The following is a 25,096-nucleotide window of genomic DNA, read 5'->3' as shown; positions in this document are numbered from 1 at the left end:
TGCGTTTGAGACGACAAAACAACACTCTTCACGACCTGATTCTCAAGAACAACACCACTTTCAATTCGGAAAATGCGATACTCGCTATCCGTCTCGCTTTTTGGTGCCTCACGTCAACTTTGTTAACCCATGCTGCCGATCTTTAACGTTCCCACCGACCCTTCCATGCTCAGCTATGGAATCTACGAACCGCGCCTGGTCGTGCTGTCGGTGCTGGTGGCGATTTTCGCCTCCTGGATGGGACTACAGATCACCGGTCGCGCCAGCAGCAATCCGGCGCACCGTGCGATCGTGCTCGGCACCGGCAGCCTGGCGCTCGGCGCCGGCGTCTGGGCCATGCACTTCATCGGCATGCTGGCGTTCAACCTGTGCACGCCGGTGCACTACGACCACTGGACCACGATCCTGTCGGGCCTGCCGAGCATCGGCGCCTCGTTCGTGGCGCTGCACCTGATCTCGCGTCCACACATCGGCAAGACCGAACTGCTGATCGGCGGCGTGCTGGTCGGCGCTGGCATCGGCGCCATGCACTACGCCGGCATGCACGGCATGCGCATGGCGCTGTCGCTGCATTACGATCCCTTGATGTTCGCGCTGTCGATCGTGGTCGCGGTGGTGCTGGCCACGCTGGCGCTGTGGGCGCGCGCCGGCATGGCGCACTTCAAGTCGATGACCGAACCGCGCCGCCTGCTGGTCGCTGCCGTGGTGATGGGCTGCGCCATCGCCGGCATGCACTACACCGGCATGGCCGCCGCGCGCTTCGTCGGCGACGTCGAGCCGCTCGACGCCGCCGGCGGCAACAGCGACTTCCTGGCGCTAGCCCTGAGCGTGATCATCGTGATGCTGTGCCTGAGCGTGGTGGCGGTCAACGGCCTGCTGCGCTACCGCCAGCTGTACCTCGACCTGGCGCGCAGCGAAGCCTGGATGCGCGCCCTCCTGACCACCACCGTCGACGGCGTGATCACGGTCGGACGCGACGGCATCGTCACCGAATTCAACGCCTCGGCCGAGCGCATCTTCGGCTGGCGCCGCGACGAGATCGTCGGCCAGAGCATCGCCCTGCTGCTCAACGAGACCGACCGCAACAAGAAGAAAGGCCTGCTGCACGTGCTGGCCAGCGGTACGCTGGAAGGCTTCCGCACCACCACCGACACCCTCGGCCTGCGCAAGGACGGCTCGCTGGTGCCGGTGCGCGGCGCGATGGGCCACGCCTGCTTCGGCGAACGCGACCTGTTCGTCTGCTTCGTCACCGACATCACCGAACAGCGCGCGATGGAGACGGCGCTGCGCGCCAGCGAGCAGCAGTTCCGCTCGCTGATCGGCAACATCCCCGGCATCTCCTACCGCAGCCTGCTGGGCGCCGAGTGGCCGATGGTGTTCATGAGCGACGCGGTCGAACGCGTCACCGGCTATCCGGCCGGGGACTTCCTGGGCCAGCCGCCGCGACGCGTGTTCGGCGCCCTGATCCACGCCGAAGACCGTCTGCGCGTGGCCAAGGAGGCCGGCGCCGCGTTGCGCGAACACCGCCCCTACCTGGTCGAATACCGCGTGCTGCACGCCGACGGCGGCGTGCGCTGGTTGTGGGAAAACGGCGCGCCGGTGCGCGACGAGTCGGGCGAGGTCAAGTGGCTCGACGGCGTGATCTTCGACATCACCGAGCGGCGCCAGATGGAAGAAGCGCTGCGCAGCGCCAAGGAATCGGCCGAGCAGGCCGCGGCCGCGCGCGCCACCTTCGTCGCCAATATGAGCCACGAGATCCGCACCCCGATGAACTCGATCCTGGGCTTCACCGACGTGCTGCTCGACGGCAAGCTGGACAGCGAGCAGCGGCGTCACCTGGACACCGTGCGCAACGCCGGCCGCGCCCTGCTGCGCCTGCTCAACGAGATCCTCGACACCGCCAAGCTCGAAAAAGGCGCGGTCGAGCTGGAGCAGAACGACTACAACCTGCTGTCGCTGATCGACGAACTGTCGTCGACGCTCGCGGCCAATGCGCGCGCCAAGGGCCTGCACCTGGACATCCAGTACGACCCGGCGCTGCCGACCGGCCTGCGCGGCGACGAGCTGCGCATGCGCCAGGTGCTGACCAACCTGCTCGACAACGCGATCAAGTTCACCGCCAGCGGTGGCGTGACCCTGAAGGTCGGCGCGGAAGGCGACCAGCTGTGCATCGCGGTGACCGATACCGGCATCGGCATCGCGCCCGAGCGCCTGGCCGCGATCTTCGATCCGTTCACCCAGGCCGACGCCTCGATGACGCGCCGCTTCGGCGGCACGGGTCTCGGCACCACGATCAGCAAGCAGCTGGTCGAGCTGATGGGCGGCCGCATCTGGGCCGAGAGCGAGCTGGGACGCGGCGCCACCTTCCACGTGCGGGTGCCGCTGGTGCTGGCGCGCTTCGCGACCCAGGCGCCGCGCGTGCGCAGCGCCGCCGTGCTGCCGCCGCTCAACGTGCTGGTGGCCGACGACGTGCCGCAGAACCTGGAACTGATGCAGCTCCTGATGCAGCGCCGTGGCCACACCATGACCGCGGTGCGCGACGGCGCCGCGGTGGTGGAACTGGCCATCAGCGGCGACTTCGACATCGTGCTGATGGACTTCCAGATGCCGACCATGGACGGCCTGGACGCGACCCGCGCGATCCGCGCGCACGAGGCGCGCAATGGACGCCCGCGCCTGCCGGTGATCGCCATGACCGCCAGCGTGCTGGCCGCGCACCGCGAAGCCAGCGTCGAGGCCGGGATGGACGGTTTCGCCAGCAAGCCGGTCGACTGGTTCGCGCTGTCGCACGAGATCGCGCGCGTGCTCGGCCTGCCCACCGGCAGCGCCGCCACCGCGCCGGTGGTCCCGCCCGGCCCGCGCGAAGTGCTGAACCGGCGCGCCGGCCTGCACCGCTGGAGCGGACGCGAAGACACCTATGCCGAGGCGCTGGCGCATTTCGGCCGCCAGTACGCGGAGCTGGGCAGCGCCATGCTGCTGCACGCGGCCGGCGGCGAACACCAGCAGCTGCGCATGCTGGCGCACAAGGTGCGCGGCGCCGCCGCCAACATCGGCCTCGAAGTGCTGTCCGACGCGCTGGCCGCGCTCGAACAGGTCGCCGACGCGATGCCGGCCGACGGCCGCAAGACCGCCGCCGCCCTGGTGGTGGCCAGCAACGCGCTCGACGCCGCCCTGGCCGCGGTGCAGGGCGACGCCCCGCCGGCGCCGTCCGACGCCGGCGGCGCGGCCGCCACGGTCGACCTGGCGCGGGCGCGCCGCGCCGGCGGCGTGCTGCTGCAGGCGCTGCGGCGCGGCGCCCTCGACGACGGCGCGATGGCCAGCCTGGCCGTGGCGCTGGCGGCGCACGCCAGCGCGGCGCGCGTGGCGCAGGTGCAGAGCGCCATCGCCGACTTCGACTTCGACCTCGCCATCGAGCACCTCGAGACCGTGCTGGCCGCGCTGGGCGAGCTTGACGACGCCTCCGAACCACTGCAAGACGACTTCCACCAAGCCACCGCATGAACCAACCGACTACCCGTCCGCTGATCCTGGCGGTCGACGATGAAGCCAGCAACCTGCAGCTGCTGCGCCAGATCCTGCAGGACCACTACCGCCTGCTGTTCGCCAAGGACGGCGCGCGCGCGCTCGAACTGGTGCGCCAGGAACGGCCCGACCTGGTGCTGCTGGACGTGATGATGCCGGGGATGTCCGGCTTCGAAGTGTGCGCCGCGCTCAAGGCCAATCCGGCCACTGCCTCGGTGCCGGTGATTTTTGTTACCGCACTGACCGAGACCGACGACGAGCTCGAAGGTTTCGAGGCCGGCGCGGTCGACTACATCACCAAGCCGGTCAGCCCGCCGATCGTGCGCGCGCGCGTGCGCACCCACCTGTCGCTGGTGCGCATGGAAGAACTGCGCGCCAGCCGCCTCGAGATCGTGCAGCGCCTGGGCCTGGCGGCCGAGTACAAGGACAACGAGACCGGCCTGCACGTGATCCGCATGAGCCACTTCTCGCGCATCCTCGGCATCGCCGCCGGCATGACCGAGCTCGAAGCCGACGACCTGCTGCATGCGGCGCCGATGCACGACGTCGGCAAGATCGGCATCCCCGACCGCATCCTGCAAAAACCCGGCCCGCTCGACGCCGACGAATGGAAGATCATGCAGAGCCACGTGACGATCGGCGCCGAGATCATCGGCGAGCACGCCGGCGGCATGCTGGCGCTGGCGCGCAGCATCGCGCTGACGCACCATGAGAAATACGACGGCAGCGGCTATCCGCATGGCCTGAAGGGCGAGCAGATTCCGCTGGTGGGACGGATCACGGCGATCGCCGACGTGTTCGATGCGCTGACGTCGGAGCGGCCGTACAAGAAGGCGTGGAGCGAGGGCGAAGCGCTGGCGTTCCTGCATGAGCAGAAGGGGCGGCATTTCGATCCGCAGCTGGTGGATCTGTTTGCCGGGCAGATGCCGGCGATTCGGGAGATTCGGTTGCGCTGGGCGGAGACGGCGCAGGCGGTGGCGGCGCACCCGCCTGCACAAGCTGCGCAGGCAGCGTAAGCACTGCCCTACGCCATCACAACTGCACCGGCGCCTCGGCCCCCACCGTCAGCGGCGCCTTGCGCGCCACCAGTTCCCGATACAGGTCGGTGTAATTGCGCGCCATCGCCTCGGCCGTGAACAGCTCTTCGAAACGCTCCTCGGCGCGCCGTCCCATGGCGCGCGCCAGCTCGGGGTTGTCCCACAGCGTGCGCAGCGCCGCGCGCAGCGCCACCGGGTCGGACGGCGGCACCACCAGGCCGGTCTTGCCGTCGACGTTGACGTAGGTGGTGCCGGTGCCGATCTCGCTCGAGATCATCGGTTTGCCGTACATCGCCCCTTCCAGCAGCGACATGCCGAACGCTTCCGAGCGCAGGTGCGAAGGGAACGACACCGCGTAGCACAGCGTCAGCAGCGCGGCCTTGTCCTGCTCGTCGAGCGCGCCGACGAACATCACGTTCTTCAGGCCCAGGCGCGCGGCCTGTTCCTTCAGTTCCTGCTCGGTCGGGCCCGCGCCGACGATCACGATCGGATAGTCGGTGCCCGCCGCCGCCTCGAGCAGGATGTGCAGGCCCTTGTAGTAGCGCAGCACGCCCACGAACAGGAAGAACCTGGGGCCGATGCGCGCGCGCCAGTGCGCCAGGCGCTCCGGCTCGGGCTTGGCGTAGGTGGCCTTGTCCAGGCCATACGGGATGATGCGGGTCTTGTCGCGGTAGCGCCCGAGCACCGGCGACGAGGCCATGTAGTTGGGCGAACTGGCGACGATCGAGTCGACGCTGCCCAGGAAGCGGTGCTTGAGCGGCTGGTACAGGCGCAGCAGGTGGCGCTGGCGCACGATGTCGGAGTGGTAGGTGACCACGCTGGGCTTACGGATGCGCGCCATGAAGTGCGCCACGTCCATGAACGGCCACGGAAAGTGGTAGTGCACCACGTCGGCCTCGCGCGCCAGGCGCGCCAGCGCGCCGAAGGCCTGCACCGAGACCGCGTTGGAAGCGATCTCGAAATTCAGCGGCACGCGGTGCACCATGTGGCCCTCGAACTCGAGCGGCGCCAGGTTCTGCTGGCGCGACAGCGCCAGCACGCTGTTGGTCACGCCCAGGCGCCCGGTGCCGACGCACAGCTGGCGGATCACCTGCTCGATGCCGCCGAACGAGTCGGGATGATACGTCTTGGAGAAATGAAGGACACGCATATTCAGCTAGCTTGTTGCAAAAGGACGCTACCGGCCGCGGCAAGGCCAAGGCGGACGGTGGCGTCCTGGATCATGTGGTCGGCGCGCACGCGGCCGCCGTCGCGCCCGGGGGCCGGCATCGAAGCGGCCGCCGGAATGCGGCCGGCGTCCAGGCCCGGCTCGATCATGGTCGGTCCGGGCCTGACGCTGAGAGCGCCGCCATTCACGCCCCGTACATCCAGCGCAAGGTGTCGAACAACGGCGTCGGCGCCAGGTCGCCGATCACGGCGCTCAGCTTGTCGTTGCTGCCGGTGAGCTGCAGCACGTCGTTGGCGCGCACGAAAGCGGGATTGACCTGCACCTCGATGCGGTAGCCGGCGATTTCTCCCATCATGTCGATCAGGTTGGCCAGCGAATGCGAGCGCCCCGAGCAGACGTTGAAGGCTTCGCCGGCGGGCGCCGCCGCCAACAGGCGGCGGTAGCTGCGCGCGACCATGCGCACGTCGGAAAAATCGCGCGCGATGGCCAGGTTGCCCAACTCGATGCGCGCTTCGTTGCGGCGGAAGTGCGACACGATCTTGGGCAGCAAAAAGTTCTCGGTCTGGCCCACACCGGTGTAGTTGAACGGACGCACGATGGTGATCGGCAACCGGTCCATCCACAGGCGCGCCATGTACTCCATCGCCAGCTTGCTGACGGCATAGTCGTTGGCCGGCGCCGCCGGCACGTTCTCGTCGATGACGGCCACGCTGGCATTGCCGTAGATATTCGCCGACGACGCCAGCAGCACGCTGGTGGGACGGTGATTGCCGGCGGCGAGCGCCTCGAGCAGGTTGCGGGTGCCGGCCACGTTGACGCGGTAGATCGCCTCGACGTTGGCGTGCCCCACGAAGGCGATGCCGGCCAGGTGCGCCACCACGTCCGGCTTGACCTCGTCGACCACCGCGGCCACGGCCTCGCGGTCGCACAGGTCCATCGCGAACATGTCGGGCCCCAGTTCGTCGCCCGGCATCGCGGTGCCGAACACGCGGTAGCCGGCGGCGCTGAGCTCTTGCGCCAGGTAGTGGCCGGTGAAGCCGCGCAGGCCGGTGATCAGAGCGCGCCGGCCCTCGCCTTCCCGTCCTTCAAGCGAGACGGGGATCTGGTCCGTGGCCATGCGCGTCATGTCAGAACGAGAAACCCAGTTCGTTGCGACGCAGGTCGGCGTCGACCATCATCTGGCACAGCTCTTCGAGCGTGGTCTTCGGTTCCCAGCCCAGCTCGCGCCTGGCCTTTTCGGGGTCGCCGATCAGCAGGTCGACCTCGGCCGGACGGTAGAACTTGGGCGAGATGCGCACCAGCTGCTTGCCGGTGCGGGCGCAGTGGCCGACTTCGTTCTCGCCGCTGCCGCTCCACTCGACCGCCAGGTTGGCGGCCTTGAAGGCCATGGTGACGAAGTCGCGCACGGTCTCGGTGCGGTTGGTGGCCAGCACGAAGGTGTCGGGATTGGCCGCCTGCAGGATACGCCACATGCCTTCGACGTATTCCTTGGCATAGCCCCAGTCGCGCTTGGCGTCCAGGTTGCCCAGCTCCAGCACGTCCAGTTGATTGAGCACGATCTTGGCCACCGAATCGGTGATCTTGCGGGTGACGAACTCGCGGCCGCGCAGCGGCGACTCGTGGTTGAACAGGATGCCCGAGGAACCGAAGATGTCGTACGATTCGCGGTAGTTGATCGTCATCCAGTGCGCGTACAGCTTGGCCACGCCGTACGGGCTGCGCGGATAGAACGGGGTGTCTTCTTTCTGCGGAACGGCCTGCACCTTGCCGAACATTTCCGAGGTCGACGCCTGATAGAAACGGATTTTCGGGTTGACGATGCGGATCGCTTCGAGCAGGTTGACGGCGCCCAGGCCGGTGATCGAGGCAGTGGCCAGCGGCTGGTCGAACGAGACGCCGACGAAGCTTTGCGCCGCCAGGTTGTAGACTTCATCCGGACGCGCGCTCTCGATCAGGCGCAGGCTCGATGCCAGGTCGGTCAGGTCATATTCGACCAGCGCCAGGTTCGGGTGTGCGGTGATGCCGAGTTCTTCGATGCGCCAGAAATTGACCGAGCTCGAACGGCGGTAAGTGCCGGTGACATGGTAGCCTTTTTCCAGGAGCAACTGCGCCAGATAGGCGCCATCCTGTCCGGTGATACCGGTAATGAGGGCTCTTTTTGTATGCATGTTCTTGGATCGTTGAAGGTGGTCTTGCAGGCGCCACGCAATAGAAAGACAAGGTGAAGGACTGGCCGGGATTGTAACAGACGGGACTGACACGGCCTTTGCACGCTAGAAATTTCGTGCAATAAGAGCAACAACTATCTGATCATTATGACGTCAAAGTGACGCCATGCGGCGTCCGCTTACGGTTTGTTACCAGTGTCCTTGCGCGGTGACAAATAGCGACCACTGATGACAAATATGCCTGATACAGCGCAAGTACGCCACATCAGGCATATCGGAGTCAGCTTAAAGGAACGGACCGGCTCATGGCCCGTTCTTTACCGAAAATTACCGTCAAGCACTACTGCTACGCTTAACGCTGCGACACCGCGTCGACCACCGCCAGCGCTGTCATATTCACGATGCGGCGCACCGTCGCCGACGGCGTCAGGATGTGCACCGGACGCGCGCAGCCGAGCAGCACCGGGCCGATCGCGATGCCGTTGCCGGCAGCGGTCTTGAGCAGGTTGTACGAGATGTTGGCGGCGTCGATGTTCGGCAGCACCAGCAGGTTGGCGTCGCCCTGCAGCGTCGATTCCGGCATGATCTTGGCGCGGTTTTTCGCGTCCAGCGCGGCGTCGCCGTGCATCTCGCCGTCGATTTCCAGGTCCGGCTTCTTCTGCTGCACCAGGGCCAGGGCGGCGCGCATCTTCTTGGCCGACTCGCTGTTCGAGGTGCCGAAGTTGGAGTGCGACAGCAGCGCCGCGCGCGGCACGATGCCGAAGCGCTCCATCTCTTCGGCGGCCATGATCGTAATCTCGGCCAATTGCTCGGCGGTCGGATTTTCGTTGACGTGGGTGTCGACCATCGCCAGCTGGCGTTCCGGGGTGATGATGAAGTTCATCGCCGCGTAGACATTGCTGCCGGCGCGCTTGCCCAGCACCTGCTCGATGTACTCGAGGTGGACCTGGGTGGTGCCGTAGGTGCCGCAGATCATGCCGTCGGCTTCGCCCTTGTGGATCATCATGGCGCCGATCAGGGTGTGGCGGCGGCGCATGGCCAGCTTGGCCAGGTCCTGGGTGATGCCCTTGCGCATCACCATGCGGTGGTAGCTCTGCCAGTAATCGCGGTAGCGCTCGTCGAAATCCGGATTGATCACGTCGAAGTGCTTGCCCAGTTTCAGGCGCAGGCCGAACTTCTCGATGCGCTGCTCCAGCACCGCCGGGCGGCCGACCAGGATCGGACGCGCCAGGTTTTCGTCGACCACCACCTGCACCGCGCGCAGCACGCGCTCTTCTTCGCCTTCGGCGTAGACGATGCGCTTGAGCTCGGCCGGGGCGCTCTTGGCCACCGTGAACAGCGGCTTCATGAAGGTGCCGCTGCGGTACACGAACTGCTGCAGGCTTTCGGCGTAGGCGGCCAGGTCCTCGATCGGACGGGTGGCGACGCCGCCGTCCATCGCCGCCTTGGCCACGGCCGGCGCGATGTGGGTCAGCAGGCGCGGATCGAACGGCATCGGGATCAGGTATTCCGGGCCGAACGACAGGTTCGAGATGCCGTAGGCCGAGGCCACGATGTCCGACTGCTCGGCGTGGGCCAGGTCGGCGATCGCGTGCACCACGGCGATTTCCATTTCGCGCGTGATGGTGGTCGCGCCGCAGTCCAGGGCGCCGCGGAACATGTACGGGAAGCACAGCACGTTGTTGACCTGGTTCGGATAGTCCGAACGGCCGGTGGCGATGATGGCGTCGGCGCGCACCGCTTTCGCATCTTCCGGCAGGATTTCCGGGGTCGGGTTGGCCAGCGCCAGGATCAGCGGATTAGGCGCCATCCTGGCGACCATGTCCTGCTTCAGGACGCCGCCGGCCGACAGGCCGAGGAAGATGTCGGCGCCCGGAATGACCTCGGCCAGCGAACGGTGCGGCGTGTCCTGGGCGAAGCGTTCCTTGTCCGGGTCCATCAGTTCGACGCGACCCTTGTAGACCACGCCGGCCAGGTCGGTGACGAAGATGTTTTCGAGCGGGAAGCCGAGGTCGACGATCAGGTCGAGGCAGGCCAGCGCGGCCGCGCCGGCGCCGGAGACCACCAGTTTGCATTCCTTGATGCTTTTATTGACGACTTTCAGGCCGTTCAGGATGGCGGCGCCGACGATGATCGCCGTGCCGTGCTGGTCGTCGTGGAAGACCGGGATCTTCATCCGTTCGCGCAGCTTGCGCTCGATGTAGAAGCACTCCGGCGCCTTGATGTCTTCCAGGTTGACGCCGCCGAAGGTCGGCTCCAGGGAAGCGATGATGTCGACCAGCTTGTCCGGATCGGTTTCGTTGATCTCGATGTCGAACACGTCGATGGCGGCGAACTTCTTGAACAGCACGCCCTTGCCTTCCATCACTGGTTTGGAAGCCAGTGGGCCGATATTGCCCAGGCCCAGCACGGCGGTGCCGTTGGAGATCACGGCCACCAGGTTGCCGCGCGCGGTGTACTTGTACGAATTGGCCGGGTCCTTGACGATCTCTTCGCAAGGGGCGGCCACGCCCGGCGAGTAGGCCAGCGCCAGGTCGCGCTGGTTCAGCAGGCCCTTGGTCGGCGTGACGGAGATCTTGCCGGGCCGGGGGAACTGGTGATATTCGAGCGCTGCTTGACGCAGTTGCTGACGCAGTTCTTCTTTTTTGTCAGATGACGAATCCATGCTGGGCAGCCTTCCTGTTGCAAACGGGTCTACGATTCTATCAGACAGGAAGTTGTCAAAGCCTACGTATTTTTACGATACTTATGTGCACTTGCAGCAATTATTTGACTGTCAATTCCTGCCGCGAGCCGGCTTGCGCGGCGCGGTACAATCGCCGCCTATGCTCTCCGAATTCGACCTCATCAAGCGCTATTTTCACCGTGACCGTCCCGGCCAGGCCGTGCTGGGCATCGGCGACGACTGCGCCCTGCTGCAGCCCGCGCCCGGGCGCCAGCTCGCGATCTCGTCCGACATGCTGGTCGAGGGCCGCCACTTCTTCGCCGGCGCCGACCCGCGCATGCTGGGGCACAAGGCGCTGGCGGTGAACCTGTCCGACCTGGCGGCGATGGGCGCGCGCCCTGTTGCGTTTACGCTGTCGCTGGCGCTGCCGCAGGCCGATCCGGCGTGGCTGGAAGACTTTTCGCAGGGGCTGTTCGCGCTGGCCGATGAATACGGGTGCGAACTGGTCGGGGGCGACACCACCAAGGGGCCGCTGAACATCTGCATCACCGTGTTCGGCGAGCTGCAACCGGGCCACGCGCTGCGGCGCGACGCGGCGCGCGCCGGCGACGACATCTGGATCTCCGGGACGCTGGGCGACGCGCGCCTGGCGCTGGCGGCCTACCTGGACGAAATCGCGCTGGACCCTGGTGCGCTCGACCAGGCCGGCCTGCGCATGCACATGCCGGCGCCGCGCGTGGCCCTGGGACTGGCGTTGGCGGCGGCGCCGCTCGCCCATGCCGCGCTCGACATTTCGGACGGGCTGGTGGGCGACCTCGGGCACATCCTGGCCGCGTCGAACGTCGGGGCGACGCTGGATGTCGATGCGCTCCCAGCGGGGCCGGTGCTGGCGCGCCAATCGGCCGCGCTGCGGCGCCGCTTCACGGCGGCGGGTGGCGATGATTACGAGTTGTGCTTCACGGCGCCGCGGGATGCGCGCGATGCGGTGCTGGCGGCGGGGCGAGAAACCGGGACGGCGGTGACGCGGGTCGGGACCATCGACGCCGCGCCGGGACTGCGGCTGGTCGATGCGGCCGGCCAGCTGCTCGATCTGCGCCTGGCGGGGTGGGATCACTTCGCGGCCGGCTGAGCGGCGGGCGCGCGCTAAGCCACCTGCGCCTCATCCCCTTCGCGCGGCACCTTGCGGTCGTCATACGGCCCGTGCTCCATCCAGTACTGCCTGAACGCCAGCCGCACGTTGTCCCGTAGCTGCTGGTCGTTCCACGGCTTGGTATAGAAGCGGTAGATCGCCCCGCGGTTGACCGAATCGAGCACCGCGTCGAGCGCGGTGTCGCCCGACAGGATGATGCGGATCGTCTCCGGATACATCTCCTTGACCTTGCTGAGGAACTCGGTCCCGCTCATCACCGGCATGCGCTGGTCGCACAGGATCACCTGCACCTTGTACTGCGCCAGGTAGTCGAAGGCGGCGTCGGTCGACTGCGCCGTCAGCACGCGGTAGCCTTCGCGCCGGAACAGGCGGTGCAGCGCCGCCAGCACGCCGGAATCGTCGTCCACGATCAGCAAGGTCTGCACGCGGTCGTCGATCTCGGGCGCCTGGTGCGGCTGGGCGCGATTGGCCAGCACCATCTCGGCCAGCTGCTCGGCCGGCAGCGCGCGCGAGAAGTAGAAGCCCTGGATCTCGTCGCAGCGGTGGCGCCGCAGATACGCCATCTGGGCGCGCGACTCCACGCCCTCGGCCACCACCTGCATGTGCAGGCTGTGCGCCATGCTGATGATGGCCAGCGCGATCGCGGCGTCGTCCGGATTGGTGACGATGTCGCGGACAAAAGCGATGTCGATCTTGAGCTTGTCGATCGGGAAGCGCTTCAGATACGCCAGGCTCGAATAGCCGGTGCCGAAGTCGTCGATGCCGACCCGCAGGCCGAGCGCCTTCAGGCGCGTCAGCACCTCGGTGGTGTGCTCGGCGTTGGACATCAGCGCGCTCTCGGTCAGCTCTAGTTCCAGCAGGCCCGGCTCGACCGCATGGCGCTCCAGCGCAGCGCGCACCACGCCTTCCAGGTCGCCTTCGACGAACTGGCGGCTCGAGACGTTCACCGCCACCCGCATGTCGCGCACGCCGGCCGCGCTCCAGGCCGCGATCTGGCGGCAGGCCTCGTCGATGATCCATTCGCCGACCCGCACCACCAGCCCGGTTTCTTCCATCACCGGCACGAATTCGGCCGGATACACCAGGCCGTAGCCGGGTCGGTGCCAGCGCAGCAGCGCCTCGGCGCCGGCGATGCGGCCGGTGTTCAGTTCCAGTTTCGGCTGGTAATGCAGCACGAATTGGTTGTCTTCCAGTGCGCTCCGCAAGGCCAGCTCGAGGTCGAGGCGCGCCAGCACCTGCACGTTCATGCCGGCGGTGAAGAATCGGTAGCCATCGCGCCCCGCTTCCTTAGCGCGCACCATGGCGGTGTCGGCGTATTTCACCAGCGTGCCCGGATCGGTCGTGTCGTCCGGATACATGGCGATGCCGATGCTGGCGGTCAGCGCGGCCTGCTGGCCGTGCAGGTCGAACGGCAGGCGCAGCGCGTCGCGCACGTCGTTGGCGCGATTCACTGCTTCCTGCTGGTCGCGCGGCATGGTCTGGATCAGCGCGAATTCGTCGCCGCCCAGCCGTCCGACCGCGTCGCGCGAGCCGGCGCAGCGCGCCAGGCGCGTGCTGAATTCGGCCAGCAGCTCGTCGCCGAGCGCGGTGCCGAGCGAATCGTTGATCACCTTGAAGCGGTCGAGCGTGATGCACAGCACCGCCACGCGCCAGTTCTTGTCCTGGGCCAGTTCGATGGTGTCGCGCAGGTGTTCGAAGAACAGGCTGCGGTTGGGCAGGCCGGTCAGGGCGTCGTAGCTGGCCGCGTGGCGCAGCCGTTCCTGGGCCTGGATCCGTTCGCTGGTGTCGCGCGCCACCGCGATCAGCATGCGGTGCATGCTGCCGTCCAGGTCCTGCTCCTGCAGCTTCCAGCTGATCTCGACCGGCACCGAGCCTTCGCCGCCGGCGCGCATCAATTCGGTTTCGACGATGTCGGCTTCCGGCTCCTCGCCCGCTTTTTCGGCCTCGGCCGCCTCGCCCAGGTGGCGTTCCAGTTGCGAACGGGTGGCCAGGCCCAGCGCCACCGGATCGATGCGCAGCAGCGCGTCACGCGAGAAGCCCAACATGCGGCAGGCGCCTTCCGAGACGTCGACCATGGCCATGCTGGCGGTGTCGATCAGGAACAGCGCATCGGGCGTGGCGTCCATCGCCGCGCGGAAGCGTTCCAGTTCGGCGGTGCGCTCGCGCACCTCGTGCTCGAGCTGGTTGCCGCGGTCGCGCGACTCGCGATGCAGCAGGCGCACTTCCAACAGGTTGCGGATGCGCGTCATCACTTCCACCGTGTCGAACGGCTTTCCGATGAAGTCGCGCGCGCCCGCCTCCAGCGCGGCCAGTTTCTTGTCCGGTTCGGCCGTCACCACCAGCACCGGCAGCCACGAGTCGCTCTCCAGGGGCTTGAGCGCCTCCATCACGTCGAAGCCGTCCATGCCCGGCATGTGCAGGTCGAGGATGATCAGGTCGAAGCGGTGCTTCAGGTGCAGTGCCACCACCTGGCGCGGGTCGTAGGTGCTCAGGACGTTTTCGTAACCGGTGGTCTTGAGCAGGTATTCGAGCAGTTGCACGTTGACCGGCTCGTCGTCGACGACCAGGATCTTCGCGCGCCGGATCTCTTGCAGGGTGATCATGAAGCCTTCCTCTCGCCTGGCGCGGCCAATGCGTCCGGACCGCCGCGGCGCGCCAGCGTACTGTTGATCGCTTCGGTGAACTTGTCGATGTCGATCGGCTTGGTCAGGTAGCGGTAAAAGCCCGCCGCCAGGCCGCGCTCGACGTCGCGCGGCATCGCATTCGCGGTCAGGGCGATCACCGGAATCGCGGCGGTCTCGGGATCGGTGCGCAGCTGCTTGAGCACCTCGAAGCCGCTCATGCCGGGCAGGTTCAGGTCCATCAGGATCGCTTGCGGGCGGTGCGCGCGCGCCAGCTGCAGGCCCAGGTGGCCGTCGGGCGCCGCCAGCAGGCGCAGGTCGCGCCGGAACGCCACGATCTCTTCCACCAGGCGCAGGTTGGCCGGGTTGTCCTCGACGTACAGCAGCAGGTGCGGCTCGGCCGCATCCGGTGCGGCCTCGGGCGCGCCCACCGGCGCCGCCGCGCCGGCTCCGAGCGCGGCATTCATGGCCGGGCTGATCGCCGACTTCAGCGGGGCGGTGCTGGCCAGCTCGATCCAGAACACGCTGCCCACGCCCGGGCTGCTGGTGACGCCGATCTCGCCGCCCATCAGTTCCACCAGGCGCTTGGTCACCACCAGGCCGATGCCGGTGCCTTCCTGGGCGCCGCCTTCCTGGCCCAGGCGGTTGAACGGCTGGAACAGCCCGGCCAGCTGTTCCTGGCTCAGGCCATGGCCGGTATCCTGTACCGACAGGCGCAGGCGATCGGGGCGCGGCTGCTCGCAGCCGACCACCACCACGCCGTCTTCGCGGTTGTACTTGACGGCGTTCGACAGCAGGTTGAGCATGACTTGCTTGAGGCGCGTGCGGTCGGCCATCACCACCGCCCCGTCGACGTCCGGGAACAGTACCCGCACCCGGCGCGTGGCGGCGATCGGCTCGATCATGGTGCGGCATTCGAACAGGGCGTCGCTCAGGGTCACCGGTTCCATCGACAGCGTGATGGTGCCCGACTCCACCTTGGCCAGGTCGAGGATTTCGTTGATCAGGGTGAGCAGGTGGCGCCCCGACTTCAGGATGTGGTTGGCGAATTCCTTCTTCTGCTCCAGCGTCGAAGGCAGCACGTCGGAGGTCAGGATCTGGGCGAAGCCCAGGATCGCGTTGAGCGGCGTGCGCAGCTCGTGGCTCATCGACGACAGGAAGGCCGACTTGGCCTGGTTGGCGCTGCGCGCCTCTTCGTTGGCGTTGGCCAGTTCGGCGTTGGCCAGCGCCAGCTGCAGCGTGCGCTCGTCGACGCGCTGCTCGAGCTGCTCGTTCAGCCGCATCACTTCCTGCTGGGCGCGCGAGCGTTCCTGGGCTTCGCGCACCGTGGTGCTGTGCGACTCTTCCAGCTCGCGGGTGCGGCCTTCGATCTCGGTCAGCATGGCGTTGAACGAATCGGCCAGTTCGGCCGCCTCGTCGTCGCCGATGCGCGGCGCGCGGCGCGAATAGTCGCGCGTGTCCACCACTTCGCGCGCGATCTCGGTGATCGCCACGATCGGGGTCGTCAATACGCTACCGAAGCGGCGCGTGAGCAGCCAGGCCACGGTCATCGCCAGCGCGGTGACGGCGGCTGCGATGACCAGATAGTCGAGGGTGCGCTCGAGCAGGCGGCTGTGGGCGCGCAGCACCACGGTGCCGACGCTGTCGCCGTTCTCGACCACCGCCTGGCGCACCAGCAGTTCGCCGCCGGCCTTTTCGGCCAGCGCGTCGTCCAGGTTCAATGCCAGCGGGCGGGCGGCGCTGGCGTCGTCGGCGTCGGACGACGGCGCCGCCGCATACGAGGCGAAGCGGCGGCCGCGCGCGTCGTAGATGGCGGCGGCGCGCACCAGGGGGCTGGTGCGCAGCAGCGCCAGGTTTTCGTTGGCCAGGCGCGGGTCGTCGAAGCTGAGCGCGGCCGAGGTCATGTGGCCGACCAGTTCGGCCTGGGTCGCCAGGTCGTTGACCAGCGCGCGGTGGTAGCTGCGCAGGTCGTAGGCGACCACGATCGCGATCGAGACCATCAGCGAAACGAAGGTGGTGGTCATCACCACTCTGACCAGCTTGGTGCGGATCGAACGCTGGCCGCTCATGGCGCCTCCAGACGCAGGATGGCCGGGCACGGCGGCGCGCCGTGCCGTTCGGGGAGTGCTGGATAGCCGGCTGCCGCAGTCAAGGCCATGTTTGCCGTATCCGTTTGCGCGCGATTGGTTGGTGCCGCATCTCGGTTCAAGGATCAGTAAATGAAGGCCTGCCCGGGCGCGCCCGGCGGGCGTCCCAGCATAGCAGTACGCTCGTGCGGCATGTCGCACGGAACATTTTTTTGCCAGTGGCAGGCGGCTCGCACTGTAAACGTTCTCCCGGTGTTTGAATAGCCGATTTTGAAACTGTTACACGCCGCGTAAACACGCCTGTGGATGCCATGCCCGCGGATGCGATTATCCTTGCGTGCGGCGCTGCGCAGCGCGCCGATCACGCGCTAGAATGGGCCATGCGCGGACAAGCCCGCCCGGAACGGAATGCAGGATGACAACAGGAGACTTCACGTGACCAACGACATCATCGAACTTGTTAGCAAAGTGGGCGAAACCATGGAAGCCAAGCGCTGGATGCTGGCCACCGCCGAGTCGTGCACCGGCGGCGCCATCGCCTACTCGATCACCGAAGTCCCGGGCTCGGGCGACTGGTTCGACTGCGGCTTCGTCACCTATACCAACACCGCCAAGGCCGACATGCTGGACGTGCCGAGCGCCGTGATCGCCCAGTTCGGCGCGGTGAGCGAGGAAGTGGCGGCCGCCATGGCCTCGGGCGCGGTGGCCAACAGCAGCGCCGACGTCGCCGTCTCGACCACCGGCATCGCCGGCCCCACCGGCGCCGTGCCGGGCAAGCCGCTCGGCACCGTGTGCTTCGGCTGGGCGCGGCGCGACCATGTGTATACAGAACGGCTGGTGTTCCAGGGCGACCGCCACGCGGTGCGCGAACAGGCGACCGCCCATGCGCTCAAGGGATTGTTGCGCTTCTGCGAATAAAGGGCATCCCTGCGAGGGCATCCCTGCGAGGGCATCCTGCGAGGGCGTCCCTGCGATCGGCGTCGGCAGGGGCGACGCCACCTGTTTCTTGCGTATCCGGATAATAAAGGGGCGCCGTGCGCTTCGACGGCGTGCTGCGCCCTGAATTATTTGGAGCAGAACTCTGGTAACAAAGTTGGTGTCTGAATCCACGTGGACCGGGCTAGAGAGACATCATGGAAAACATGCACAAGACTGGCGCTGCAACACGCCGCCCTGGTGTGACGCTAAAACCACTGCAGCGTTGGGACCAGTGTGGCACCTTCTCGCCCATGGCGCGTAGGCCGACCGGACTGCGTCCTTATGGCGATCCGCAGAGCGCATCGGCATGCAATGCCGGCCGGCGCCGGATCGGATGATTGCTTATTGCAGGGTATCGAGCGCCGCACAAAAGCCCGGCCTGTGCAAGCAGCGACGAATTCTGGAAGAATTCTGCACCATACATGCACTGGCGAATGTGGATGACATCGAGAAATCGGTGCGGGTCTCAATGTCAAACGTCGGCATTACTGGCGCTGACCGACGCGGTTAGGCGAGGCGAGGTTCGCATTCTGGTGCTGGCGCATCGGGATCGCCTGACGCGATTCGGGTACGCGTGGTTCGAGCACATAGCACATCAACGTGGTTGTGAAATGTTGGTATTGAACTAGGAACGCCTCGCGCCAGAACAGGAAATGGTGCAAGACATGATGACGATCGTGCATGGCTTCTCGAGTCGCCTGGTTCGGTTAAGAAACGACCGCCGCCAACTGGATGCTGCGCTGAACGAGGACATCGAGCATGTTGCTATCGCACCGCATCCGGCTTGAAGCCACAGCCGCGCAGGTCGACTACTTCGCGCGTGCGGCGGGAACGGCGCGCAAGGTCTGGAACTGGGCCTTGGCCGAGTGATTGCGCCAGGAGGCGTCGGGTCAACGGCCGAACGCCATGGCGCTGAAAAAACAGTTCAACGCCATCAAGTATGACCATCCCGACTGGCTCGATGCGGCAGGCACGCCTTGGCTGCATACGATCCACCGCGACGCGCATGCGCAGCCGTTCGCCCATCTGGCGCGGGCCTGGCGTCGCTATGCCGAGCAGCGTCGGAGTAACAAACCTGTTGGCCGGCCCACCTTCAAGAAGAAGGGCCGCTGCCGGGATACGTTCTATATTGCCAATGACAGGTTCCGGCTGGAAGACAAGAGCATCGTGCTGCCAAAGATTGGACGGGTTGTGCTGGCCGAGATGCTCCGATTCCCGGGCAAGATCATGGGCGCGAATGTGTCGCGTGAAGCGGATCATTGGTATGTCGCCGTGCAGGAGCAAGCAGTGTTCATGCTGTGGAGCACGCAACGCCACATTGACATTGGCAGAGCGCACCTGGACCTGCATCTGCGGCGCCCATCATGATCGCGATGTGAACGCGGCCATCAACCTTCAACGGCTCGCCACCGGCGCCCTCGCGGCGCAAACGGCGCTACCCGAGGCGAGCCAGGCGGTAACGCGTGGCACTGCGGCTGGAACAGTTCCGGCTGCAGGCGGGAAAGTCACGCCTGTCAGGCACGAGTACGGTCACCAGGACGGCTCGGGGCAGGAAGAGATTGGTGTACACTTTCATACACCTTTTCGATAGCAGAAACATTGAAGATCCCTACCCTGATGGTCCCGCTGATGCTGGCCGGTGCGCCAGCCGACGCGCCGGCCCAGAATGTCCCACCGACGCCGGCCCCAGCTACCTCTGCCGTGCCGGCCATCGCCTTCGACAAGTTCGTGCTGCCCAACGGCCTGCAGGTGATCCTGGTCGAGGACAAGCGGCTGCCGATCGCCGCCGTCAACCTGTGGTATCACGTCGGCCCGGCCAACGAGGCCCCGGGGCTGACCGGCTTCGCCCACCTGTTCGAGCACATGATGTTCGCGCAGACGCGCCACATCCCGCGCGGCATGGCCGACCGCCTGCTGGAAGGCGCGGGCGCCACCGACAGCAACGGCGGCACCGGCTACGACAGCACCAGCTACTACGACACCGTGCCCTCCAACCAGCTCGAGCTGGCGCTGTGGGTGCACGCCGACCGCATGGGCTACCTGCTCGACGTGCTCGACCAGCAGGCATTGACGGTCCAGCAGGACGTGGTGCGCAACGAGCGGCGCCAGACCGTCGAGGGCGAGCCGTACGGCATCGTCGAGGAAGCGCTGGCGCAGACCCTGTTCCCCAAGGGCCATCCCTACCACGCCTCGATCATCGGCTCGCACGCCGACATCCAGGGCGCGAAATTGAGCGACGTGCGCGACTTCTTCGTCCGCTACTATGGCCCGAATAATGCCAGCCTGGTGATTGCCGGCGACATCGACAAGCGCAAGACGCGGGAGCTGGTGACGCGCTACTTCGGTACCCTGAAGCGCGGTCCCGACGTGGCGCGCCCGAACGTGAGCACGCCGCCGATCACGGCCGAACGCCGGGTGACGGTGCGCGATCGGGTCGAGCTGCCGCGCGTATTCATGGGCTGGCTGACGCCGCCCGCCTACCAGAACGGCGACGCCGAGCTGCTGGTGGCGGCCCACATCCTGGGCGGCGGCAAGGCCGGCCGGCTGTATAAATCGCTGGTCTACGAGCGCCAGATCGCGCAGGACGTCGACGCCGGCCAGACCTCGCTCGGCCTGGCCTCGACCTTCGTGATCGACGCCACCGCGCGCGCCGGCCACACGCCGCAGGAACTGGAAGCCGCGATCGACGCCGAACTGGCGCAGCTGGCCGAACACGGCCCGACGCCGCGCGAAGTCGAGCGCGCCCGCAACAGCCTCGAGACCGCGCTGCTGGCGTCACTCGAAAAGCTGGGCGGCGACGGTCTGGCCGAGCAGCTCAACCATTACAACATGTACACGGGGGATCCTGGCTACCTGCCGAAAGACCTGGCGCGCCTGCGCCGGGTCGACGCCGCCGCGGTCCAGCGCGCGGTGCGCACCTGGCTGTCGAAGAACACACGCGCGGTGGTTACCGGCGTGCCCGGCAAGCCGAAGTTCGACGATCCGGCGCTGCCCAAAAAACGTGGCGCGAAGGCGGACAAAGCGGTCGCCGCCGACGCCCCCTTGAACCAGGCCGAAGCCTGGCGCGCCACGCCGCCCAAGGCCGGTCCCGCGCCGCGCTTCAAGGCGCCGCGCGGCGAATCGTTCGTGCTCGCCAACGGCCTGCGCGTGATCCACCACCACAATCCGGCCCTGCCGCTGGTGTCGAGCCAGCTGGTGGTGCGCAGCGGCGGCGCCGCCAATCCCGAGCGCCTGCCCGGCCTGGCCGGCTTCACGGCGCAGATGCTGGAAGAAGGCACGGCCACGCGCAGCGCGCCGCAAATCGCCGACGAGATCGCGCAACTGGGCGCTTTCCTGGACACCGGCAGCAGCGACGACGTCTCCACCGTCTCGCTGCTGGCGCTGCGCGTCACCTTCGAGCGCGCACTGGACGTGATGGCCGACATCGTGCAGCGCCCGGCCTTCCCGAACGCCGAGATCGAGCGCCAGCGCGCCGACCGCATCGGCGCACTGATGCAGCAGCGCGACGATCCCGAGACGGTGGCGGCGCTGGCGGCGGCCAGTGCGCTGTTCGGGCCGAAGCATCCGAAGGGCTACGGCCAGCTGGGACTGGAGCCGGCGATCCGCGGCACCACGCGCGACGACATCGCGGCTTTCTGGAAGCGCCACTACGTGCCGTCGAATGCGGCGCTGGTGGTCACGGGCGACATCACGCGCGCCGAACTCGAAACGCTGGCGAACCGGTATTTCGGCGCCTGGCCGGCCGCCGAGGCGCCGGACGACGCCTCGGACGCGCCGCGCCCGACGCCGGCGCGCCTGGTGCTGGTCGACCAGCCCGACAGCGGCCAGACCGCGCTGCAGGTGGCGTCCATGGGCCCGGCGCGCGACACCCCGGACTTCCCGGCGCTGCAGGTCATGAACGGCGTGCTGGGCGGGATGTTCTCGAGCCGCCTGAACAACAACCTGCGCGAGACCCGCGGTTATACCTACGGCATCTACTCGCACTTCGACTACGACCGCACGCCGGCGCCGTTCTCGATCGAGGCCAGCGTGCAGCAGGACGCTACCGGCGCTTCAGTGCGCGAGATCTTCCGCGAGATCGCGGCGCTGCGCGCGCAGCCGCTGTCGGACGACGAGCTGAAGGCGGCGCGCGACGCCCAGTTGCTGTCGCTGCCGGGCCAGTTCGAGACCAATGCCGACATCGGCGCCAGCCTGACCGAGCTGTTCGTGTACGGCTTGCCGCCGGACTACTACGACACGCTGGCAAAGCGTCTGGCCGAAGTCGACGCCGCGGCCGTGCAACAGGCGGCGCGCCAGTGGCTCGATCCAGACAAGATGATCGTGGTGGCGGTCGGCGAGCGCCGACGCATCCTGCCACAGCTGCAATCGCTCGAGCGCGACCTGAAACTCGGCCCGCCCGAAATCCGCGACGACGACGGTCAGGCGCAAGACAAGAGCGCCCGTTGACCCGTAGGGTTGGCGGCTATGCCGCCGACGCGGTGATTGTTATCGGCTCCGACAACGCGCCGGATGATTTCACGGCCAACCATCACCGCGTCGGCGGCGGAGCCGCCAACCCTACGGTTGGGTCGCCTGCCGGATCGGCGTGTACTGCGCCGACACCAGCTTCCACGCCCCACCCTGCCTGGCCGCCACGAACACTGAGCGCAGCGAGAAGGTGCGGTTCTGGCCACCCGCGTTCATCGAATAGAACACCCTGCCGATGGTCACCGCGCTGTCGCCCAGCACCCGCGTCGACATTTCATCGACACCGATCTCCGGCCGCGGCTTGTCGTCCTTCTTCACATAAAACGACAGCATCTTCTCGCGCGGATCGACCTCGCCCAGCGGCGAAATCTCGATGTAGTTGTCGGCGGTGAGCGTCTTCAGCGTGGAAGCATCGAAACCGCTCTGGGCGGCGGTGAAGCGCTGCACCAGCGTCTTCACCTCGTCTTCCGCAGGCGCGGCCTGCACCGCAGCCATGGAAAATCCTGCCAGCAAGATCGCGGCGCGCACGATCGTCGCGAACGGTGTGTGCATCATGTCGCCCCCCTGAAAGTTGGTCGCTTGCCGCCGCTGCGACAAGGTTGCGAAAACGAGCATAGCAACCGTTGTTGTTGTTGCCCACAAAAAACGAATGCATACGTGTTGCGGCCTTTTGACGTTTCATCTAACATGTGAACATCTATTCACATGTTAGATATGAGCCACGACCACATTCATCCGGCGCAGCCGATCGCTACGCCACCCGAGGAAGCAATCGGCCAGCTGGCCGACCTGTTCCACCTGCTGGGCGACGCCACCCGCCTGCGCATCGTGCTGGCCTGCCTGGCGCAGCCGACCGCGGTGGGCGACATCGCCGCCACCCTTTCGCTGTCCAGTTCGCTGGTCAGCCACCACCTGCGCCTGCTGCGCGCCGCCCGCATCGTCAAGGCCGAGCGCCAGGGCAAGCAGGTGTTCTATTCCGCTGCCGACGCCCACATCAGCAGCCTGCTCTCCACCATGTTCGAGCACATCGCCGAACCCGCCAACGGGATGGACGCATGAATCACCACCATACGCATGACCACAAGCACGACCACGGCCACGGCCATGGCCATGACCACGATCACGGCCACAGCCACGGTTTCGGCCACCACCACCATCACATGCCCTCGCCCGACGGCAACGGCCGCGCCTTCGCGCTGGCGATCGGCCTCAACCTGGCCTTCGTCATCATCGAGTTCACCTACGGCTTCATCGCCCACTCCACCGCGCTGATGGCCGACGCCGGCCACAACCTGTCCGACGTGCTGGGCCTGGTGCTGGCCTGGGGCGCCGCCATGCTGGCGAAAAGCGCGCCGCGCGGGCGCTACACCTACGGCCTGCGCGGCTCGTCGATCCTGGCGGCGCTGGGCAACGGCCTGCTCTTGATGGTGGCCTGCGGCGCGATCGCCTGGGAAGCGGTGCAGCGCTTTTCCGAACCGGCGCCGGTGATGGGCGCCACGGTCTCGATCGTGGCCGGCATCGGCGTGCTGGTCAACGGCTTCTCGGCCTGGCTGTTCCTGGCCGGCAGCAAGGGCGACCTGAACATCCGCGGCGCCTACCTGCACATGGCGGCCGACGCCGCGCTGTCGCTGGGCGTGGTGATCTCGGGACTGGTGATCATGGCCACCGGCTGGAGCTGGATCGACCCGGCGGTGAGCCTGCTGATCGTGGTGGTGATCGTGCTCGGCACCTGGTCGCTGCTGCGCGAGTCGGTGCAGCTGTCGATGGCGGCGGTGCCGCCCGGCGTGGATGCGGCCGCGGTGCGCGCCTTTTTGTGCGGCCAGCCGGGCGTGCGCGAGGTGCACGATTTGCACATCTGGGCGATGAGCACCACCGAGAACGCGCTGACGGCGCACGTGGTGATGCCGGACGGATATCCGGGCGATGCCGCGCTCGATGCGATGGCCGCCGCGCTACGTGAAGATTTCTCGATTCATCACTGCACGCTGCAGGTGGAACAGGGAACGACCCACCATCACTGCACCTTGCAGGGACACGAGCACGAACACGCGCATTGAAAGCGAGGCAAGGGTCTGCATGCCCTTGCGCTTTCAGCACTCCCCCGCCAACCCCGCATACAAGGCCGTGCTCAGATAGCGCTCCCCGAACGACGGAATGATCGTCACGATCAGCTTGCCAGCATTCTCGGGCCGGCGCGCCACCTGCAGCGCGGCCCACAGCGCCGCTCCCGACGAAATCCCCACCAGCAGCCCTTCCTCGCGCGCCGCGGCGCGCGCGGTCTCGAAGGCGTCCTCGTTCTTCACCGCGATCACTTCGTCGTAGGCCGCCGTATCGAGCACCCGCGGCACGAAGCCGGCGCCGATGCCCTGGATCGGGTGCGGGCCTTTGGTCCCCTTCGACAGCATGGGCGAGGCTTCCGGCTCCACCGCGATCGCCTGAAAGCCCGGCCGGCGCGGTCGGATCACGTCGCTGACGCCGGTGATGGTGCCGCCGGTGCCCACGCCCGCCACCAGGATGTCGATCTTGCCGTCGGTGTCGCGCCAGATTTCCTCGGCGGTGGTGCGGCGGTGCACCTCGGGGTTGGCGGGATTGTTGAATTGCTGCGGCATGAAGGAACCCGGGTCGGCCGCGACGATCTCTTCGGCGCGCCGGATCGCGCCCAGCATGCCTTCGGCGCCGGGAGTCAGCACCAGCTCGGCGCCGTAGGCGCGCAGCAGCATGCGCCGCTCGTTGCTCATGGTCTCGGGCATCACCAGCTTGCAGCGGTAGCCGCGCGCCGCGCACACCATCGCCAGCGCGATACCGGTGTTGCCGCTGGTGGGTTCGACGATGGTAGTGTCCGGCTTGACCAGGCCGGCCGCCTCGGCGGCCTCGATCATGGCCAGGCCGATGCGGTCCTTGACGCTGTGCGCCGGGTTGTAAAACTCGAGCTTGCCGACCACGTCGGCCCCAGGGTTGATTCCCTGAGCCGCCGCCAGCTTGCGGATGCGCACCAGCGGGGTATTGCCAATCAGTTCAGTGACATCGTTTGCGATACGCACAGCGTCCTCCGTTCCTCCAAACTTATGCAAATCTAACCGGAATTAGCTTTGCGGTTGGATTCCTGCTTCGCCGGAGCCGGTTTCACCTTGCATTGCTGCAAAGCCAGAGCCTTCTCCTCCACAGGCCGACACGGTCGGACTGACCGTGTGAAACTCACCGCCATGTTTCTCAGGTTGATCGCTGCGTTGACG

At 67.0% G+C, this 25,096-nt stretch carries 20 protein-coding genes; 10 read left to right on the top strand and 10 right to left on the bottom strand.

Annotated features, from left to right (window positions below):
* The first annotated feature begins 165 nt into the window (after positions 1–165).
* Both QPK27_RS06960 and QPK27_RS06955 read left to right on the top strand, forming a co-directional pair.
* Positions 166–3,501, top strand: coding sequence for an MHYT domain-containing protein (locus QPK27_RS06960; RefSeq protein ID WP_290417488.1), 3,336 nt, complete (start codon positions 166–168; stop codon positions 3,499–3,501).
* On the top strand, positions 3,498–4,538 hold the full coding sequence (locus tag QPK27_RS06955; protein ID WP_290417487.1) for a two-component system response regulator: 1,041 nt from the start codon (positions 3,498–3,500) through the stop codon (positions 4,536–4,538). The genes QPK27_RS06960 and QPK27_RS06955 overlap by 4 nt, the downstream gene beginning before the upstream one ends.
* Before the next feature lie 16 nt (positions 4,539–4,554).
* On the opposite strand, the gene QPK27_RS06950 is transcribed toward QPK27_RS06955, so the two are convergent.
* From QPK27_RS06950 to QPK27_RS06930, 5 genes are all read right to left on the bottom strand, one after another.
* The gene (locus QPK27_RS06950; protein WP_290417486.1) at positions 4,555–5,709 is read right to left on the bottom strand and encodes a glycosyltransferase family 4 protein; all 1,155 of its coding nucleotides are present in this window, start codon (positions 5,707–5,709) and stop codon (positions 4,555–4,557) included.
* A 2-nt stretch (positions 5,710–5,711) separates the two neighbouring features.
* A complete protein-coding gene (locus QPK27_RS06945; RefSeq protein ID WP_290417485.1) occupies positions 5,712–5,876 on the bottom strand; it encodes a hypothetical protein in 165 nt (54 codons plus the stop codon).
* 35 nt (positions 5,877–5,911) lie between these two features.
* Entirely contained in the window at positions 5,912–6,844 is a 933-nt protein-coding gene (locus tag QPK27_RS06940) for a GDP-mannose 4,6-dehydratase (RefSeq protein ID WP_290417484.1), read from the bottom strand.
* Between the two features lie 10 nt (positions 6,845–6,854).
* Positions 6,855–7,895: a GDP-mannose 4,6-dehydratase gene (gene gmd / locus QPK27_RS06935; protein WP_290417483.1), complete on the bottom strand. Its 1,041-nt coding sequence runs from the start codon at positions 7,893–7,895 to the stop codon at positions 6,855–6,857.
* A 352-nt stretch (positions 7,896–8,247) separates the two neighbouring features.
* The gene (locus tag QPK27_RS06930) at positions 8,248–10,560 is read right to left on the bottom strand and encodes an NADP-dependent malic enzyme (RefSeq protein ID WP_290417482.1); all 2,313 of its coding nucleotides are present in this window, start codon (positions 10,558–10,560) and stop codon (positions 8,248–8,250) included.
* A gap of 160 nt (positions 10,561–10,720) precedes the next feature.
* On the opposite strand from QPK27_RS06930, the gene thiL reads away from it, so the two are divergent.
* On the top strand, positions 10,721–11,689 hold the full coding sequence (gene thiL, locus QPK27_RS06925; RefSeq protein ID WP_290417481.1) for a thiamine-phosphate kinase: 969 nt from the start codon (positions 10,721–10,723) through the stop codon (positions 11,687–11,689).
* Positions 11,690–11,703: 14 nt separating this feature from the next.
* On the opposite strand, the gene QPK27_RS06920 is transcribed toward thiL, so the two are convergent.
* Positions 11,704–14,313 carry an EAL domain-containing protein gene (locus tag QPK27_RS06920; protein WP_290417480.1) on the bottom strand — a complete coding sequence of 870 codons (2,610 nt, stop codon included), beginning with the start codon at positions 14,311–14,313 and terminating at the stop codon, positions 11,704–11,706.
* Positions 14,310–16,400: an ATP-binding protein gene (locus QPK27_RS06915; protein WP_290417479.1), complete on the bottom strand. Its 2,091-nt coding sequence runs from the start codon at positions 16,398–16,400 to the stop codon at positions 14,310–14,312. The genes QPK27_RS06920 and QPK27_RS06915 overlap by 4 nt, the downstream gene beginning before the upstream one ends.
* Before the next feature lie 426 nt (positions 16,401–16,826).
* Here QPK27_RS06915 and QPK27_RS06910 point away from each other — a divergent pair, with 426 nt between their 5' ends.
* On the top strand, positions 16,827–17,336 hold the full coding sequence (locus QPK27_RS06910; RefSeq protein ID WP_290417478.1) for a CinA family protein: 510 nt from the start codon (positions 16,827–16,829) through the stop codon (positions 17,334–17,336).
* 545 nt (positions 17,337–17,881) lie between these two features.
* Here QPK27_RS06910 and QPK27_RS06905 read toward each other — a convergent pair.
* Complete coding sequence (locus QPK27_RS06905) at positions 17,882–18,079, bottom strand: hypothetical protein (protein ID WP_290417477.1); 198 nt, start codon at positions 18,077–18,079, stop codon at positions 17,882–17,884.
* A 76-nt stretch (positions 18,080–18,155) separates the two neighbouring features.
* On the opposite strand from QPK27_RS06905, the gene QPK27_RS06900 reads away from it, so the two are divergent.
* From QPK27_RS06900 to QPK27_RS06885, 4 genes are read left to right on the top strand one after another with little or no spacing between them, the layout of a single operon-like run.
* The gene (locus QPK27_RS06900; RefSeq protein WP_290417476.1) at positions 18,156–18,266 is read left to right on the top strand and encodes a helix-turn-helix domain-containing protein; all 111 of its coding nucleotides are present in this window, start codon (positions 18,156–18,158) and stop codon (positions 18,264–18,266) included.
* 36 nt (positions 18,267–18,302) lie between these two features.
* Positions 18,303–18,764, top strand: coding sequence for a hypothetical protein (locus tag QPK27_RS06895; protein WP_290417475.1), 462 nt, complete (start codon positions 18,303–18,305; stop codon positions 18,762–18,764).
* Positions 18,661–18,987 (top strand): zinc ribbon domain-containing protein, encoded by a 327-nt coding sequence (locus QPK27_RS06890; RefSeq protein ID WP_290417474.1) that lies wholly within the window; start codon positions 18,661–18,663, stop codon positions 18,985–18,987. Before QPK27_RS06895 ends, QPK27_RS06890 begins: the two co-directional genes overlap by 104 nt.
* An 8-nt stretch (positions 18,988–18,995) precedes the next feature.
* A complete protein-coding gene (locus QPK27_RS06885) occupies positions 18,996–21,842 on the top strand; it encodes a pitrilysin family protein (RefSeq protein ID WP_290417473.1) in 2,847 nt (948 codons plus the stop codon).
* A gap of 111 nt (positions 21,843–21,953) precedes the next feature.
* Here QPK27_RS06885 and QPK27_RS06880 read toward each other — a convergent pair whose 3' ends face one another.
* Positions 21,954–22,418, bottom strand: a complete 465-nt coding sequence (locus tag QPK27_RS06880; RefSeq protein WP_290417472.1) for a nuclear transport factor 2 family protein — start codon at positions 22,416–22,418, stop codon at positions 21,954–21,956.
* A gap of 159 nt (positions 22,419–22,577) precedes the next feature.
* Here QPK27_RS06880 and QPK27_RS06875 point away from each other — a divergent pair, with 159 nt between their 5' ends.
* Positions 22,578–22,922 carry a helix-turn-helix transcriptional regulator gene (locus QPK27_RS06875; RefSeq protein ID WP_290417471.1) on the top strand — a complete coding sequence of 115 codons (345 nt, stop codon included), beginning with the start codon at positions 22,578–22,580 and terminating at the stop codon, positions 22,920–22,922.
* The gene (locus QPK27_RS06870) at positions 22,919–23,920 is read left to right on the top strand and encodes a cation diffusion facilitator family transporter (RefSeq protein WP_290417470.1); all 1,002 of its coding nucleotides are present in this window, start codon (positions 22,919–22,921) and stop codon (positions 23,918–23,920) included. Before QPK27_RS06875 ends, QPK27_RS06870 begins: the two co-directional genes overlap by 4 nt.
* A 33-nt stretch (positions 23,921–23,953) precedes the next feature.
* Here the strand turns inward: QPK27_RS06870 and cysK are convergent, their stop codons facing one another.
* The gene (cysK, locus tag QPK27_RS06865) at positions 23,954–24,904 is read right to left on the bottom strand and encodes a cysteine synthase A (RefSeq protein WP_290417469.1); all 951 of its coding nucleotides are present in this window, start codon (positions 24,902–24,904) and stop codon (positions 23,954–23,956) included.
* Between the last annotated feature and the right edge of the window lie 192 nt (positions 24,905–25,096).

This window comes from Massilia sp. YIM B02443 (assembly GCF_030411955.1).
Taxonomy (GTDB): Bacteria; Pseudomonadota; Gammaproteobacteria; order Burkholderiales; family Burkholderiaceae_D; genus Telluria.
This window is presented reverse-complemented; position numbering and strand designations above follow the sequence as displayed.